Source organism: Bariatricus sp. SGI.154, assembly GCF_050313795.1.
Classification (GTDB): Bacteria; Bacillota; Clostridia; order Lachnospirales; family Lachnospiraceae; genus CAMBRQ01.
In genome coordinates, this window is the sequence record NZ_JBNPMC010000008.1 from 13,492 (window position 1) to 30,859 (window position 17,368).

14 protein-coding genes are annotated in these 17,368 nt (G+C 46.0%); all 14 read left to right on the plus strand.

Annotated elements, in window-relative coordinates; all coding sequences use genetic code 11:
- Position 1: 1 nt before the first annotated feature.
- The 14 genes from ACQRBN_RS05610 (at position 2) to ileS (ending at position 17,362) form a co-directional block, all read left to right on the plus strand.
- Positions 2-289, plus strand: a complete 288-nt coding sequence (locus ACQRBN_RS05610) for a PqqD family protein (RefSeq protein WP_427737997.1) — start codon at positions 2-4, stop codon at positions 287-289.
- Positions 283-1,257 carry a hypothetical protein gene (locus ACQRBN_RS05615; protein ID WP_427737998.1) on the plus strand — a complete coding sequence of 325 codons (975 nt, stop codon included), beginning with the start codon at positions 283-285 and terminating at the stop codon, positions 1,255-1,257. The genes ACQRBN_RS05610 and ACQRBN_RS05615 overlap by 7 nt, the downstream gene beginning before the upstream one ends.
- A gap of 15 nt (positions 1,258-1,272) precedes the next feature.
- On the plus strand, positions 1,273-1,728 hold the full coding sequence (locus tag ACQRBN_RS05620; protein ID WP_427737999.1) for a S24/S26 family peptidase: 456 nt from the start codon (positions 1,273-1,275) through the stop codon (positions 1,726-1,728).
- 293 nt (positions 1,729-2,021) lie between these two features.
- On the plus strand, positions 2,022-2,408 hold the full coding sequence (locus tag ACQRBN_RS05625) for a hypothetical protein (RefSeq protein ID WP_427738000.1): 387 nt from the start codon (positions 2,022-2,024) through the stop codon (positions 2,406-2,408).
- An 89-nt stretch (positions 2,409-2,497) separates the two neighbouring features.
- On the plus strand, positions 2,498-3,598 hold the full coding sequence (locus ACQRBN_RS05630; protein WP_427738001.1) for a radical SAM/SPASM domain-containing protein: 1,101 nt from the start codon (positions 2,498-2,500) through the stop codon (positions 3,596-3,598).
- A gap of 40 nt (positions 3,599-3,638) precedes the next feature.
- Positions 3,639-4,676, plus strand: a complete 1,038-nt coding sequence (locus ACQRBN_RS05635; RefSeq protein WP_427738062.1) for a radical SAM/SPASM domain-containing protein — start codon at positions 3,639-3,641, stop codon at positions 4,674-4,676.
- A 171-nt stretch (positions 4,677-4,847) separates the two neighbouring features.
- On the plus strand, positions 4,848-6,635 hold the full coding sequence (locus ACQRBN_RS05640) for an ABC transporter ATP-binding protein (protein ID WP_427738002.1): 1,788 nt from the start codon (positions 4,848-4,850) through the stop codon (positions 6,633-6,635).
- Between the two features lie 126 nt (positions 6,636-6,761).
- Entirely contained in the window at positions 6,762-7,520 is a 759-nt protein-coding gene (locus ACQRBN_RS05645; RefSeq protein WP_427738003.1) for a tyrosine-protein phosphatase, read from the plus strand.
- Positions 7,521-7,532: 12 nt separating this feature from the next.
- Positions 7,533-8,426 carry an HYR domain-containing protein gene (locus ACQRBN_RS05650; protein ID WP_427738004.1) on the plus strand — a complete coding sequence of 298 codons (894 nt, stop codon included), beginning with the start codon at positions 7,533-7,535 and terminating at the stop codon, positions 8,424-8,426.
- Positions 8,407-9,861: a polysaccharide biosynthesis tyrosine autokinase gene (locus ACQRBN_RS05655; protein WP_427738005.1), complete on the plus strand. Its 1,455-nt coding sequence runs from the start codon at positions 8,407-8,409 to the stop codon at positions 9,859-9,861. The genes ACQRBN_RS05650 and ACQRBN_RS05655 overlap by 20 nt, the downstream gene beginning before the upstream one ends.
- 5 nt (positions 9,862-9,866) lie before the next feature.
- On the plus strand, positions 9,867-11,366 hold the full coding sequence (locus ACQRBN_RS05660) for a polysaccharide biosynthesis tyrosine autokinase (RefSeq protein WP_427738006.1): 1,500 nt from the start codon (positions 9,867-9,869) through the stop codon (positions 11,364-11,366).
- Positions 11,367-11,379: 13 nt separating this feature from the next.
- Positions 11,380-12,318 (plus strand): LCP family protein, encoded by a 939-nt coding sequence (locus tag ACQRBN_RS05665; RefSeq protein ID WP_427738007.1) that lies wholly within the window; start codon positions 11,380-11,382, stop codon positions 12,316-12,318.
- On the plus strand, positions 12,278-13,753 hold the full coding sequence (locus tag ACQRBN_RS05670) for a D-alanyl-D-alanine carboxypeptidase family protein (protein ID WP_427738009.1): 1,476 nt from the start codon (positions 12,278-12,280) through the stop codon (positions 13,751-13,753). The genes ACQRBN_RS05665 and ACQRBN_RS05670 overlap by 41 nt, the downstream gene beginning before the upstream one ends.
- A 453-nt stretch (positions 13,754-14,206) precedes the next feature.
- Entirely contained in the window at positions 14,207-17,362 is a 3,156-nt protein-coding gene (ileS, locus tag ACQRBN_RS05675) for an isoleucine--tRNA ligase (protein WP_427738010.1), read from the plus strand.
- Positions 17,363-17,368: the final 6 nt, after the last annotated feature.

Below are 17,368 nucleotides of genomic sequence, written 5' to 3' on the forward strand. Positions count from 1 at the left end.
GATGAAGATAGTCAAGGAATTTATATTAAGAGAGATTGCCGGAGAGTATGTGCTGGTGCCGACAGGGGCGACCACGCAGGAGTTCAATGGATTGATTACATTAAGCGAGACTGCGAAGTTCATATGGGAGCATATGGAAGAGGCAGACAGTCTTGAGGAGATGATTCAGTTGCTGCTGGACAATTACGAGATCGATGAAGAGACGGCGAAGCGAGATGCAATTGAGTTCATCAGCCAACTTCTGAATGCCGGATTCGTAGAGTGCAGCAGGGAAGATCGGACGTGGTAAGGAAGATGGAGTCGAATGTGTATAGATTCGGTCATGTAGATATCAGACTTGTAATGCCTGAGGGCATGCCTAGACCGGAGAACCTGGCAAAGTTTCTTGCGGATGATACTGTGAACTTGTTTTGTGAAGGGAAAGAGGTTGGCGGCAGTCAGAAAGATAATATTACCGATGAGAAAGTTGAATTACAAGAAAGAAAACCGATGGTCTATACTTTGGAATATGCAGATCACATGACCGATATTATGGCGGAAGTCACTGGAAAACAGGTGGGAAATGGAATCATTGTCAGAGAGAATCTGCGTGTATTCCAGACAGAAGCCGGAGAATGCAGATGCATCTATTTCTTCGGAGCCGATATGCCATATGCGGTAAGCATGCAGAAAGGCGGAGCAGATTACCATGTATGGGTTGACAAGGGTGTGGAAGAGATGCTGGCATATGATACGGTATTTATAGCCATGCTTAGCCTGGAAAAGCATATGATACAGAATGGTGCCATGATTCTGCATTCTGCTTATATGTGTTATAAGGATTCTGCGGTTTTGTTCTCTGCGCCATCAGAGGTTGGAAAGTCCACCCAGGCATCTCTGTGGGAGAAGTACCGAGGAACCCGCACAATTAATGGAGACCGCTCATTACTGATCCGTGGGGAGAATGGCTGGTATGCGTATGGCTGGCCCGTGTGTGGGAGTTCGGAAGTTTGCAATAATGAGGCGTACCCGATCCGGGCAATCGTAATGCTGAAACAGGCGAAGATAAATCGTGCGTATCCAATCAAAGGATTTCAGGCTGTACGGGAGATTATGGAGCAGATTACGATCAATTCCTGGGACGGCGCTTTCCAGATGCGAGTTATGGATAATCTGGAACAATTAATTCAGGAAGTGCCAATCTATAGATTAGAGTGTGATATATCAGAACAGGCAGTAGAATGTCTGGAACAGTTGCTGACGGTGGGAGAGGAATAGAGAGGGATAGAGAGAATGAAAGTAGTAGATACCCGAGAATATGTATCGATGTTAAGGGAACTGACGGAGGAAGGAAAAGAAGTCAGTATGATAATTGCAGGTAACAGTATGTCTCCGTTCCTGATTCATGAGCGGGATTCCATCTGCTTCAAGAAACCAGACCGGAAACTTAAGAAAGGCGATATGGTATTCTATCAGCGCCCGAATGGTCAGTACATTATGCACCGTATATGCAGAGTTAAGCCGGAAGGGTATTATATTGTTGGTGATGCACAGCAGGAGATAGAGGGGCCTGTGTCGGAGGAACAGATATTCGCAGTGATAACCCGGGTCAACCGTAAAGGAAAATGGATCGGGCCTGGGGATTTCTGGTGGGAGTTCTTCGAGCATGTGTGGGTGAATATTGTGCCGATTCGCCGATTCGCAGTGCGATTGTATGGGTATGTGTATAGAAATAGAAAAAATGTGTAACAGTTCAGCCCGCGCCATTCGCAAAACGCATCTACGATGCTTCTCCGCTGCTACGCAGCTATTTTTGCTCATAAAATGGCGCTCCGCTCATAAGTCGGATCGTGTGTTCATTCATGCAAGCATGATTCACCCACAATCCGGCTTATGGCTGAACTGTTACAAAAATGTTGATAAAAATGTATAAAAGACTTGACTTTAGAAGAAAAAGAGGCTATTCTTAAACAGTAACCGATTGTGGATAACTTTTTGGAATTGTTCAAAAAGTGTGGATAGAATAAGGGAGTGAAAGGGCAATGAAAAGAGAGTATGTAAAGCCGGTAATGCAAGGAGAGGCATTTGTGGCGAATGAGTATGTAGCGGCTTGTTGGAAAATTAATTGTAATGTTGAGACAGGAATTGGTTTTATAGACCAAAATAATAATAATAAATATGACCGGTCAGATAAGAAAATTTGCCGAAGTAATCCGAGAAGTGGTTGTGGAGAATGGCATACAGGTGTGGCAGGTGTACCAGATGATGGACCGGAGCCGAATGCGATGTGGCAACCGACAGACGGGTGGGGAATTCCTATAGGATCAGCATATAAGGTATATTGGTGGTCTACGGGTTCAAGTGATCATGATCAGCATTTTTCAAAAGTTAGCGCTGCCCAATGGGAAACTAATCCAAATGCATCATAGATAACAATTATTTGAATAGGGATATTATAGAGCTGCGGTAACCTGGCGGCTCTATTTTATTATGTATCAACGGAGATAAGGAGCAACATATGGATTCAGAATATGGCTTTACAAGCCTGGAAGAAAGATTATGCATGAAAGCATCATATAAGGGAATATTGTTGACAGCAGCATTCGAATTAACGCCCGTCTGTAATATGAATTGCGAGATGTGTTATATACGTCTTAGCAAAAAAGAGCAGGAACAGGAACACAGATTACGGACTGTTGAAGAATGGCTGGAATTGGCTGAACAACTTAAAGCAGCAGGAACATTATTTATTCTGCTGACAGGTGGTGAGCCATTGCTGTATCCAGGATTCCCTGAGTTGTATCGTCAGCTTAAGAAGATGGGATTCATTCTGACAATTAACACGAATGGAACATTATGTACGGAAGAAATTGCCGATATGTTTGCAGCGGAACTGCCGCGAAGAATTAATGTCACTTTGTATGGTGCAAGCAATGAGACTTATGCGAAGGTAACCGGGAACTCACGCGGATATGAGCAGGTAATGCATGGATTGGAATTGTTAAAGAGCAGGAACATTCCAGTGAAGTTGAATTGTAGTATGATTCGGGAAAATATGGAAGATACTCCGGCGATTTTGGATATTTCAGAAGAATTAGAACTTCCGCTGGAGTATAACACTTATATGTTCCCTTGCTCGAGACGTCGTGGTCATGCGTTTTGTAAAGAGACAAGAGTAACGCCGGAAGATGCTGCTGCCTGGGAAGTGTACATTAAGAAAAGACAAAAAGGAGAGGGATTTGTAAAGGTTAGAGAGCATGTGATTGATTCTTATACCTTTGCAGATGATAAGGAACCGATAGGGAGAAGTATGAGATGCAGAGCAGGTAAGAGTTCATGCTGGATTGATTGGAAAGGACGGATGACTCCTTGTGTATTCTTAGAAGAACCTGCGGTAGATGTATTTACACATACGATTAAAGAAGCTTGGGAAACGGTGAAAAGCAATTGTGGACGAATATTGCTGCCTGAAGAATGTAATAACTGCAAGCATAGATTCAATTGTAATATTTGCGCGGCGTGTGCAAGATGGGAAAGTGGCGGTACGGACGTTAAGCCGGAGTATCTGTGTCAATATATGGATGAGGTTGTCCGGAATTTAAAAGAGGAATGTTTCTAAGAGATGAGTCAGTGATTATTCTGGCGTAGAATTGTTGCCATTGTGTAATATGAATTGTAAGATGTGTTATATTCGTTTAGACAAATCAGAGATGGAGAGGCAGGGGAGGATGAGAACGGCAGATGAATGGCTAAAAGTTGCCAAAGAGGCAGCGGACATGGGCTGTCTGTTCTTGCTCCTGACTGGCGGCGAGCCTTTGCTTCACCCGGAGTTCAAGCAGATATATAGAGGTCTGCAGGAACTGGGCATCTATCTGACGGTGAATACGAATGGTACGCTGATAGATGAAGAGATGGCGGACTTCTTCGCAAGCAATCTTCCACGGCGGCTTAACATTACGCTCTATGGTGCCGGGCGGGAAACATATCAGAGATTATGCCAGAATGGAGCGGCCTATGATCAGGTAATGAATGGTATACGGCTTTTAAAAGAGCGGAATGTGCCAATAAAGTTAAATGCCACCCTAACGCAATTCAGCATTGGTGATTTTCAGGCGATTATGGATGTTGCGGACGGGCTGGAACTGCCTATTGAGATTCCGTACTATTTATTCCCTCAGGCACGAAAGGCTAATCAGGCAGAACCTTTGGAATATCGGCTGATGCCGGAAGAAGCGGCGAGGCTTAGGCTGGATATTGTGAAGCATGGCTTTCGTGGGAGTCAGGAAGAGTATATCCGGGATTTGAAAGAGACAGTGACATCCATTGATTCTTTCGAGGAGCAGAATCTGCCGGAGCAGCCGAAGGGATTCTGGTGTGCTTCGGGGCGAAGCAGTTTCTGGGTGAACTGGAAGGGACAGATGACCAACTGTGGCATGCTGGAGATCCCGTATGTGGATGTTTTTGAATTGCCTTTTAAAGAGAACTGGGAGTGTCTTCTTGCTGAGACGGGATCAGTGCGTTTGTCGGAAGTATGCTATCGATGTAAATATCGAATCATCTGTTCGCCTTGTGCGGCATCAATGCTGTCAGAGACCGGTTCGTTTGGAGATGTACCTGTATATAAGTGTGAAGTGATGCATGCTTATGATGCGCTGCTTCGTGAAGAACTGAGACGATTGGAAACGGGAGAAGCCTAAAGATGAGAGGTCTGCCTTTGCAGGTATGTGTCCGTATAGTGGAAGGTTAATTTTTCTTTTTGTTGTGTCTTGACTTAATCCATAAAAAAGTTTATATTGAACAAGGAAACTCGTTGGCCAGGCATAATGTCTGGCTCTTTTTTCGATCAGATACTGTGAAAGGATTCATTAATGGAAGAAAATAAGAATAATGGAAAGAACCTGTCTTTCGAGTCCCTGGATATTCTCATATCTCGCTGGAAGGACGGAACATTCTCGGAGATTATAGATGATTGGAAATGGATATTCACGTATAGTGCCAGATACAAGGGGGCGATTGCGTTCTATGTGATTCTCGGTATTGTTAGTACTTCGCTGGGGCTGGTGAGCAGTGTTGCAAGTAAGTACCTGATTGATATTATTACCGGATATAAGACTTCGAAATTGGCAATCATGCTTATTATAATGGTAGGAAGTTCGTTGTTCAGCCTGCTGTTTAGCAGTATGATCAGCCGGATATCGACGAAACTTAGTATCTACATTAATAATGATATCCAGGCGGATATATTTGATAAGATTGTGGATGCGGACTGGATGGCGATTAACAAGTATTCGAATGGAGATGTCCTGAATCGGTTCAATGGGGATATTGGAACGGTTAGTGGGAATGCGATCAGCTGGCTGCCTACGATTATTATTGCTGTGTATAATTTTATCGCAACATTCCTTGTGATCCTGCACTATGACTGGATCATGGCTGTGATCGCGCTTGGCAGTGCGCCTTTTATGCTGCTGATGTCGCGGTTCATGATTAAGAAGCAGAGGGATTACAGTAAGAAGGTCCGGGAGATGAGTAGTAATCTTATGACCTTTGAGGTGGAGGCTTTCTATAATTTTGACACGATTAAGTCTTTTGGAATTGCGCCTTATTATAGTAAGAAGATGCGCTGGTGGCAGGGAAAGTTCAAGGATGTTAGCCTGAAATACAATATGTTCACGATTAAGACGAATATTCTGCTGTCAGTTATGGGGAATCTGGTGCAGTTTATTGCATTTGGCTATTGCCTGTTTCGGCTGTGGACCCATGATATTACTTATGGTACGATGACGCTATTCTTACAGCAGAGGAGCAATCTGTCGGGGGCATTTAATAACGTAGTGTCGATTATTCCGTCCTTCCTGAACAGTTCGGTATCAGCGCACCGTATCAGGGAACTGGTAGAACTTCCGAAGGAGGTTCATATTCCTGAGAGTAAAGAGTTGGATGCGCTGGCGGCAGATGGCTTCGAAGTCCGAATGAGAGATGTGGAATTCTCTTATGTTGAGGGGACGAAGGTGATTACGGGTTCTGCATTCAAAGCGTGTCCGGGTGAGATCGTGGCGTTGGTGGGACCGTCCGGAGAGGGCAAGACGACGATGATACGTCTGATCCTGGGGTTAATCCGTCCGGAAGAGGGACAGGCTGTTATGATCGGTTCCAATGGATATGAGGTTGCTATGAATGCAGAGACCAGGCATCTGTTCGCATATGTGCCACAGGGTAATACGATTCTGTCGGGGACGATTGCGGAGAATATGCGTATGGTGAAGGAAGATGCGACGGATGAGGAGATTGTAGAGGCGCTGAAGATATCTTGTGCATGGGATTTTGTGGAGAAATTGCCGGATACATTCAACAGCAATGTAGGAGAACGTGGACGAGGATTGTCGGAAGGGCAGGCGCAGCGTATTGCGATTGCCAGGGCAGTGCTTCGGGACGCGCCGGTTCTGCTTCTGGATGAGGCGACTTCGGCCCTGGATGTGACGACAGAACGGAGAGTGTTGAGAAATATTATCAGTCAGAAACCTAATAAGACATGTATTGTAACTACTCACCGGCCGAGTGTATTGAATATGTGCCAGAGAGTCTACCGGGTAATGGATACACGGATTACGGAACTGGATGAGGAAGAGGCTGGCAAGATGGCGATGGATTTCTAGCAGAACTGTGGGCGGCGTATTTGGCTATGCTTTTGGAAGTACTTATGGGAATTCCTGGCGGAGCGTGTACAGGTTGAGTGAAATATGATATAATAATATAATATTGTGTTGGCAGAGGATGATGAGATGATAGATATACATACCCATATACTTCCGGGTATTGATGATGGAGCAGAAGATATATATGATACGTTGGAGATGGCGAGTATGGCAGCGGATATCGGGGTGACGGCGATAGTTGCGACTCCCCACTGCAATCTTCCGGGTATATTTGACAATTATTTCGGGGATGCCTATATTAAGACATTCCAGACTGCGGTCCGTGCGATTCAGGAGGAAGGGATTCCCATCAGGCTGTGCCCGGGGGCGGAAGCCTTCGGGACTTATGATCTCCCGGAGTTGATTGTGGATGGGAAGATTATGCCACTGAATCAGAGCAGGTATATTCTGATGGAGTTCTCTTTTGATGAAGATCCGGACTTTGCAACAGACTTGTTAAGAAGAGTAAGGGCGGTGGGAGCGAAGCCGGTGGTAGCGCATGTCGAGAGATATGAGTTCGTTCAGGACAACCCTCAGATTGTATACCAGTGGAGGAAGAGAGGGTATGTCATTCAGGTGAATAAGGGTAGTTTCCTGGGAAGATTCGGTCGGAATGCACAGGAGACGGCGTATCGTCTGCTAAGACATAATCTGGTATCGGTAGTAGCCAGTGATGCGCACAGTCCGTTTCGCAGAACTCCGTATCTACTGGATGCTTATGAGGAATTGTGTGCGGAATATACGAAGAAGAATTGTGATGTGCTATTCCAGTATAATCCGGCCAGAATCTGCTGTAATAAACCAATATTGAAACTGGAGCCGATTCCGTTTTCCAGTTATGAGTAAAGGAGAAGTTTCATGAGAAGGCTTAGAAGAATCATATGTATTATATTCGTGCTGGCATGTGCCGGGTGTATCGGGTATGTTGTGAAGTCCAAGATGGTGGAGGATCATACGCCTCCGGTTATTACTTGCAAGGAGGACACGGTATCTGTCAGTGTAGAAGATGAAGAATCCGTACTGCTGGAAGGAGTGAAGGCAAAGGACAACCGGGATGGAGACATTACCAAGTCGATCCGTATTGCGTCGATGTCACATTTTATTAATGGCAAGCGTACAGTTACATATGTGGTGTTCGACAAGGCGAACCAGGTGGGAACGCTGGAACGTACGGTAGAGTATACGGATTATACGTCGCCGAAGATCCATATGACCCAGCCACTTAGGGTTGCTCTGACGGAGTTGGATGAGGCGGATCTGTCAGCGTCCTTAACCGCAGAGGATTGCCTGGATGGAGACTTGACGAGTCAGATCAGAACGATTATGGACAACAGTTTCTATGGTGTGCAGACGGGGACTTATCCTGTGACGCTGCAGGTCAGCAATAGTGCGGGTGATGTCCGTACGGTACCGGTGGAGATGACGATTGTAGATTCCTCAGATCGGCAGGAGCGTTATAAGGAGTATCCGCTGCTGTCGGAATATATTGTATATACATCTGTGAACCAGGCGATTGATCCGATGGCGTATCTCAAGGGGATTGAGAAGAATGGAACAGAGTATACTTATGAGAATGACGGAGAGATGCTGGCTGGCACGCAGGAAGCGATTGGAGTTGCTTCGAATGTGGATTATGCTACGCCGGGAGTCTATTCTGTAGAGTATACCTATACGGCAGAAGGTGCGCCTACGGCAGTTACGAAGTTATTTGTTGTAGTGGAGGGGGAGCAAGATGAGCAGGACGGAGAGTAACAGAAATGACGTGCCAGAGATGGTGAATACGGAGATCGAACTATTTACCCTGATTCATGATATCTTGATTAATTGGTGGTGTATACTTCTGGGAGCGATTGCTGCGGCTATGATTGCTTATGTAGTGGTGAATGTGCAGTATGTTCCGGAGTATACGACTATGACGACCTTTGTAGTTGGCTCGAAGGGAAGTAATAATACTTACAGTAACTTAAGTTCTGCCAATACCATGGCGCAGACATTCGAGAAGATATTGAAGAGCAGTGTCATGGAGAAGACGATCTGTGACAAACTGAAGGTAGATGAGATAGATGCGGATATTAGTACGGAGGTGCTGGAAGGCACGAATATGCTGGTCTTAAGTGTGACGGCAGATACGCCGAAGGAATCCATCGATATCATCCGTACCATCATGGACCATTATACGGAAGTATCACTGTATACGGTTGGAAATGCGGTGATGGATGTCCTGGAGGAGCCGAAGATTCCGTATGCGGCGGAGAATCCGTTGAATGTAAGGGAGTCTGTGAAGAAGGGTTTCCTGGGAGGTGCGGCAGTGTGCATAATCCTGTTCGGACTGTTATCCTATATGCGTAATTCAGTGAAGCAGGAGAAGGAGATTGAAAGGAAACTGGATGCCAGAAGTCTGGGGGCAATCAGTTATGAGTATAAATATAAGACGATCCGGCAATTGATCAGCCATAAGAAGTCGGCGATCCTTGTAGATAATCCGATTGCAAGTTTCCCGTTCGTAGAGAGTTATAAGAAACTGGCTGCGAAGGTGGAATATCAGATGGCGAAAGATGAGCGTAAGATATTGGTTATTACCAGTGTATCTGAGAATGAGGGAAAGTCTACGGTTGCGGCGAACCTGGCCATCAGCCTGTCGGAGCAAGGCAAGAGAGTTATCTTGATAGATGGTGATATCCGAAGACCTTCTCAGTTTCTGATCTTTGGTCTTGAATTGGAAGAGAAGAATGAGTTGGGAGAGTTCTTGAAGGGATCAGGAGTCTTGACGGATGTATTGGTGAAGGGGGAGCGGCAGCATCTGTTCTTCCTTGGCGGAAGGAATTGCTATTCTTCGTCCACGGAGATGCTTCAGACGGATAAACTGCCGAGGCTGATGAAAGCTTGCAGGAAATATTCGGATTATGTGATCATCGATACGCCCCCGGCAGGATTGCTGGGAGATGCGCAGGTATTTGCACAGAGCGCGGATGCAGTTCTTATGGTTGTAAGGCAGAATTATATGCTGGCTGAGGATATTAACGATATTATGGATGATTTCCGTGATAATCATGCGAAGATACTGGGAGTTGTATTGAACGGTGTTCAGACATTTTCCAATGTAGCAGACAGTTCGGTTGGCGGATATTATGGGAAATACGGGAAATATGGACGTTATGGCAATTATAGTAAGAATAAAGGAAGATAGGGCTTATGGACGATTATAAAGAGACATCTGGAAGAGAATCACAGGCAGAACCGGAATTAATCGATATTACGGAATTTTTGCTGGATTTTTATCATGGCGTGATAAAATTATGGTGGCTTGTTGTAGGCTTGGCGCTGATATTCGCGGTGAAGTCTTATTTCTCGGTTACAACGAATTATGTGGCGAATTATGTGGCATCGGCTACGGTATCAGTAACATCGGCTACGGGAAGTTCGGCCCAGGATATGGCACAGGTATTCCCGTATATTCTGACCAGCGGAGTGCTCGGTGATGTCGTGGCCGAGGATCTGGGGCTGGAGTCTGTGCCGGGCAGTATTGATGCTGAGGCGGATGAAGGGACGAACCTTCTGACGATATCTGTATCGGGGAATGATCCGCAGATGGCATATAATGTACTGACATCGGTGCTTGAGAATTACCCTAAGGTTGCTGAGTTCGTAGTAGGAGAGACGAAACTTACGGTTTTGGATGAGACGGGCATTCCATCGGATACGAAGCGCGTGGAAGTGATCCGGGGCTCCTATAAGAGGGGGGCATTAAAGGGAGCGGTCATAGGGTTCGCGATTATGATGGTCTATGCGCTGACTCGAAGGACTGTCAAGTCGAAGAAGGAGTTAAAGAAGCAGTTGAATCTGATGGATTGCGGAAGTGTTCCTTATATCCGTACGAAGAAGAGGAAGAAGGCGACTTTCAATAATTCGCTTAGTCTGCTGAATGACAGGATCTCCCAGGGATATGTGGAGGCAATCCGCAAGATCCGAATTAAAGTAATGAAGGAGATGGCTGAGAAGAAGTATAAGACGCTTCTGGTCACCAGTTCGATTCCGGGAGAAGGAAAGACGACCCTGGCAGCGAATCTCGCGATCTCGATCGCAAAGCAGGGCAAGAAAGTGATCCTGGTGGATTGCGATATGAGGAATCCTTCGGTTGCAGGTGTTATGAATGAACAGGAGAAGCATCCTGGATTAGGAGCAGTTCTTAAGAAGCAGGCAACTCTTAAGGATGCTTTGGTTCCGATTGAATTGTCATCGGGAGAACTTCAGGTTCTCTATGGCGGAGAGGATGATGGTGAGAATACGAAACTTCTCGGGACGAAGAGTATGCAGGCACTGATTCAGGTGCTGAAGAAGCAGGCGGATCTCGTGGTACTGGATACTGCGCCGTCCGGCCTTCTGGCGGATGCTCCTGTCCTGGCGAAATACGTGGATGCGGCAGTCTATGTGATTCGGTATGATTACACGAAGATGCGGCAGATACGTGAGGGAGTGCAGGCGCTTGCTATGAGTGGAATCCATATCATTGGATATGTATTTAACGGAGATAATTCGAGCCGCAGCAGAGGCTATGGATATGGCTACGGTTATGGTTATGGATATAAGCGTTATAGTAGTTATGGCAGTTATGGGCGTTATGGATCTTATGGGCATTATAAGAATGCCGAGAAAGGTTCTCAGGATAAGGATGGCAGAGTGATTAAAGATTAAGGAGGTACGGGCGATGAAGTTTTTTCGAAAGCACAAGAAGCGGAAAATTGTAGGAATTATCATATTGGCAATTATATTGTTGATTGTGGGCATCTATGGATCAATCATATGGAAACTTTATAGCAATAAAGTTGGCGTTGTGCCGGCGGATGAGGTGGATCCGAAGGCGAAGTCGGTTAAGATTGCAAAGGAGGATCCGAAGGATGACCAGGTGTTCAATGTCTTGCTGGTTGGTACGGATTCCAGGGATCCGAATTCAGATATGGGACGTTCTGACAGTATGATGATGGTCTCGTTTAATGAAAAAGACGGCAAATCTACGGCACTCTCATTTCTACGTGATTCACTGGTAGATATTGACGGGTATGGAAAGAGCAGGCTGGGACATACTTATGCTTATGGTGGTGTAGGGCTTACGATTAATACATTGAATAAGACATATGATCTGGATATTCAGAATTATGTTACGATTGACTTCGAGAATCTGGTTAGTATTATCGATGAGATCGGCGGAGTGAAGGTTTATATCAGCGAAGAGGAAGCGGAGTATTATCGCGAACATGGTATGCCGGATATTCAGTCGGGAGATGTAACGCTTACTGGTTCTCAGGCGCTTGCACATGCGAGAAACCGAACGCTTGGTAATGATTTCGAGAGAACGAGAAGACAGAGAAGTGTTATGTATGGCATCTATCGTAAAGTAATGGAAGAGAAGGATCCGACAACGATACTTCCGTTGATTAATTTCTGCCTAAATCACGTAAGCACAAATATGAGTGTGACAGAGATCTATGATATAGCGAAGAAAGTGTTGGCGGTGGATAACCTTAAGATGCAGCAGGCTGGTGTCCCTCAGGATGGAACGTATACAGATGTTAATTATGAAGGAATGGCGGTGCTGGAGATTGATTTTGAGGCGAACAAAAAGTATATTCAGGAATTATTGTATTAATGTGGGAACTGAAATGAGACGAAGGCTGGCAGTTCTTTTATTACTGGCATGCATAGGTGCTAGTATGGATATGACCGTATTCGCCGCTGAAGTGGAGAATACGAATGAGGAACTGACTGAGGAGGAGAAGGCACAGAAGGAACTGGATACGGTCTATCAGATGCCGGTTCAGTCTAATGAGATCGAAGGATGGCCTCAGGGACCGGGGACTTATGGCGAGGCGGCGATTGTGATGGATGTGGGATCGGGAGCGATTCTCTATGCGAAGAATATTGACGACCACCATTATCCGGCAAGTATTACGAAGGTTCTGACGGCGCTGGTGGCATTTGAGAATGGAAGCCTTACGGATCCGGTTACATTCTCCCATGATTGTGTGGCATTTATGCAGCCGGGAGATTCTTCTGTGGGCTTGAAAGAGGGGAATCAGATCACGCTGGAACAGGCTTTGTATGCGACGCTTCTTGCTTCGGCGAATGAGGCTGCGTATGCGGTTGGAGAGAATGTGGGCGTGAATGCAGGGCATGATTATAACTGGTTTATCGAGCGGATGAATACCCGGTGTAAGGAACTGGGTGGTGAGAATTCGAACTTCGTGAATACGAATGGACTGCATGATCCGGAGCATTATACCTGTGCCAGAGATATGGCGCTGATTGGGTGTGAGTTGTTCAAGCATCCGGAGTTCTTCCAGATTGTGCAGACGCTTGAGTATAAGATTCCGGCATCGGAGACTACGGAAGAGCATGTATTTCAGCAGAAGCACAAGATGCTGATTCCGGGGAATTCGAACTATTATGAGTATGCGATTGGCGGAAAGACGGGCTATACTTCTGATGCGCTGTCTACGCTGATTACTATGGCGGATAATGGCAGTATGCAGTTGGTATGTGTGGTGCTTCGTACCCACGGAGTGAATATCTATCCGGACACTAGGAATCTGCTGGAGTATGCGTTCGCTAATTTTAGCAGGGTGTCTGTGGCGGAGAATGAGAAGTCTGAGGATGTGGCGGAGATTCTTGGCGCAGGGATTGACACAGAGGCGGGTAGTAATAATGTGAACGAGGGATATGTTGTACTGCCTAATGGTGTGGCGTTCGAGGATCTGAAGATGGAACTTGTTCCTGATGGGGGAACAAGCAGTGGAGCAACACTTGAGTATCGCTATAAAGGAAACCTCGTGGGGACTGCGAGGGCGGTGCTGAGTCAGTCGTATATAGAGGAGCATTCGGCGCAGTTGAAGTCTGTTGTTGGTAAGGATGATGGCAAGTCGGAAGGTGCCGGAGGTAATGGCGAGGCTGAGGCGACAGGCTTGTTTGGCGGAAAGACGAAGGTGGAGAAAATTGTGATTGGCGTTGCGGGGCTTATACTCGTGGTGCTGGTGCTCATGTTTGTGAGAGCGATAATTGTAAGGAAACGGAAAAGGCGGAGATAAATAGGCAATCCGCCGAAAAATAAAAAGAATCATTGTGAAAAAAGTCCTTGACTACTCAGGGGCTTTTTTACTATAATAGAACCGCATATGAAAAAGATGCTGACGAAGACAGTAGAGTATATCAGAAAGGCGCAGCGAGCCGGGGATGGTGCAAGCCTGGTGCGAGTAAGGTACACTTGAATATCACTTCCGAGTTGCAGTTGTCGAAAGATGGAGTATAAGATCGAGTAGATGCTGACGGAGTTCCCCCGTTACAGGGAAGACATATGATAGTATGTTTAGGTGGTTTATAAACGTAAGCGTAGCTTTCGTCCTATTCTGGACGGAAGTTTTTTTTGTCCTAAAATGCACTGGGGACAGGGCAAATTCAAAAAGGGACAGGGCAAATTTAGTTTGGGACGGGGGAAATTGCAATTTCCCCCATCCCCAAAAACCGACGAAGGAGGTTTTCGTATGTATAAGAAGGTTTCCACAGATCTTAATTTTGTGGACAGAGAAAAAGCAACTGAGAAGTTCTGGGATGAGAACCATATCTTTGAGAAGAGTATGAAGGATCGCGAGGGCAGCGAGATGTATATGTTCTACGACGGACCGCCGACTGCCAATGGCAAGCCGCACATCGGTCACGTGCTGACTCGTGTTATCAAGGATATGATCCCAAGATACCGTACAATGAAGGGTTACGAAGTTCCAAGAAAGGCCGGATGGGATACCCACGGTCTGCCGGTTGAGTTGGAAGTTGAGAAGGCACTTGGATTAGATGGCAAGGATCAGATTGAGGAATATGGTCTGGAGCCTTTCATTGACAAATGTAAAGAGAGTGTATGGAAGTACAAAGGAATGTGGGAGGATTTCTCCGGCACAGTTGGATTCTGGGCTGATATGGAGAACCCATATGTAACCTATCACAATGACTTTATCGAGTCTGAGTGGTGGGCGCTTAAGAAGATCTGGGACAAGGGTCTTCTGTACAAGGGATTCAAGATTGTTCCTTACTGCCCGCGTTGTGGAACTCCGCTTTCCGCACAGGAAGTGGCACAGGGCTACAAGGATGTTAAGGAGCGTTCTGCAATCGTACGTTTCAAGGTGATTGGCGAGGATGCATATTTCCTGGCATGGACAACCACGCCTTGGACATTGCCGTCTAATATCGGTCTTTGCGTGAACCCGAAAGAGGAATATGCAAAGGTAAAGGCAGCAGACGGATATACCTATTATATGGCAACTGCGCTTCTGGATACCGTACTTGGCAAATTGGCTGATGCGGAAGCAGGAAAGCCGGCTTATGAGATCCTTGAGACTTATAAAGGACAGGATCTGGAATACAAAGAATATGAGCCATTATACCAGTGTGCAGCTGACTGCGCAGCGAAGCAGAATAAGAAAGCATTCTTCATCACATGCGATTCTTATGTAACACTGACAGATGGTACTGGTGTTGTTCATATTGCACCTGCATTTGGTGAGGATGATGCCAAGGTAGGCCGCAAATACGACATGCCGTTCGTTCAGTTGGTAGATGAGAAGGGGAACATGGGCGAGACAACGCCATTTGCCGGACTATTCGTTAAGAAGGCAGACCCGGAAGTACTGAAGGATCTGGAAGCGAGAGGACTCCTTTTCGAGGCTCCGAACTTCGAGCATAGTTATCCGCACTGTTGGCGATGCGACACACCGCTGATCTACTATGCACGCGAGTCATGGTTCATCAAGATGACCGATGTGAAAGATGATTTGATTGCAAATAATAATACGATCAACTGGATTCCTGAGAGTATCGGTAAGGGACGTTTCGGTGACTGGCTTGAGAATGTTCAGGACTGGGGCATCAGCCGTAACCGTTACTGGGGAACTCCGCTGAATATCTGGGAGTGTGAATGCGGACACCAGCATTCCATCGGAAGTATCGCAGAGTTGAAGGAGATGTCCGACAACTGTCCGGATGATATCGAACTGCACCGTCCGTATATTGACGAAGTGACGATTAAGTGTCCGATCTGCGGCAAGGAAATGCACCGTGTGCCAGAGGTTATCGACTGCTGGTTTGACAGCGGTTCTATGCCATTTGCACAGCACCACTATCCATTTGAGAATCAGGAATTATTCGAGAAGCAGTTCCCGGCAGATTTCATCTCCGAAGCTGTTGACCAGACCCGTGGATGGTTCTATTCACTGCTGGCGATCTCAACACTGATCTTCAACAAGGCGCCATATAAGAACGTTATCGTTCTTGGCCACGTTCAGGATGAGAATGGTCAGAAGATGAGTAAGTCTAAGGGAAATGCGGTCGACCCGTTTGATGCACTGGAGAAATACGGCGCTGATGCGATCAGATGGTATTTCTATGTGAATAGCGCACCATGGCTTCCGAATCGTTTCCATGGCAAGGCAGTTACCGAGGGACAGCGTAAATTCATGGGAACCCTGTGGAATACCTATGCATTCTTCGTACTGTATGCGAACATTGACGAATTCGATGCGACCAAGTATGCATTAGAATATGATAAATTATCCGTTATGGACAAATGGCTTCTGTCCAAACTGAATACTGTCATCAAAGCGGTAGATGATAACCTGGCAAACTATAGAATCCCAGAGGCGGCAAGGGCGCTTCAGGATTTCGTGGATGATATGAGTAACTGGTATGTAAGAAGAAGCCGTGAACGTTTCTGGGCAAAGGGAATGGAGCAGGATAAGATCAATGCTTACATGACACTTTACACAGCACTTGTAGAGATCAGCAAGACTGCAGCGCCTATGATTCCGTTTATGACAGAAGACATCTACCAGAATCTGGTAAGAAGCATCAATGCAGATGCTCCGGAGAGTATCCACTTATGCGACTTCCCAGTTGCAAATGATGCTTATATCGACGCGGAACTGGAGTCTAATATGGACAAAGTCCTGAAACTGGTTGTGATGGGACGTGCCTGCAGAAACACAGCAAACATCAAGAACCGTCAGCCAATCGGACAGATGTATGTAAAGGCTGATTTTGAATTGCCAGAGTTCTATCAGGAGATTGTAGAAGACGAATTGAACGTAAAAACTATGACATTTACACAAGAAGTTTGCGATTTTACGTCATATTCTTTCAAACCTCAACTAAAGACAGTCGGACCAAAATATGGTAAAATGTTAGGAGGCATTAAAGCAGCGCTTAGTGACATCGATGGAAATGCAGCAATGGATGAGTTAAATGCTACGGATGCCCTGAAGTTAGATATAAATGGACAGGAGATTACTCTGTTCCGTGAGGATCTGCTGATTGAAAGCGCACAGATGGAAGGCTATGTATCTGAGAATGATAACGGTATCACGGTTGTTCTGGATACGAACCTGTCAGAAGAACTTCTGGAGGAAGGTTTTGTACGTGAGATCATCAGCAAGGTACAGACCATGCGTAAGGAAGCAGGCTTCGAAGTGATGGATAAGATTGAGATCACTTATGAAGGAACGGAGAAAGCCGAGACAATATTTGCAGCAAATGCAGATACCATCGGAGATGAGACACTCGCACTTAAGGTTACCAAGACCGCACCGGCAGGATATGTGAAAGAGTGGAAGATCAACGGTGAGAAGGTAACACTAGGAGTAGAGAGAAAGTAGCCACGT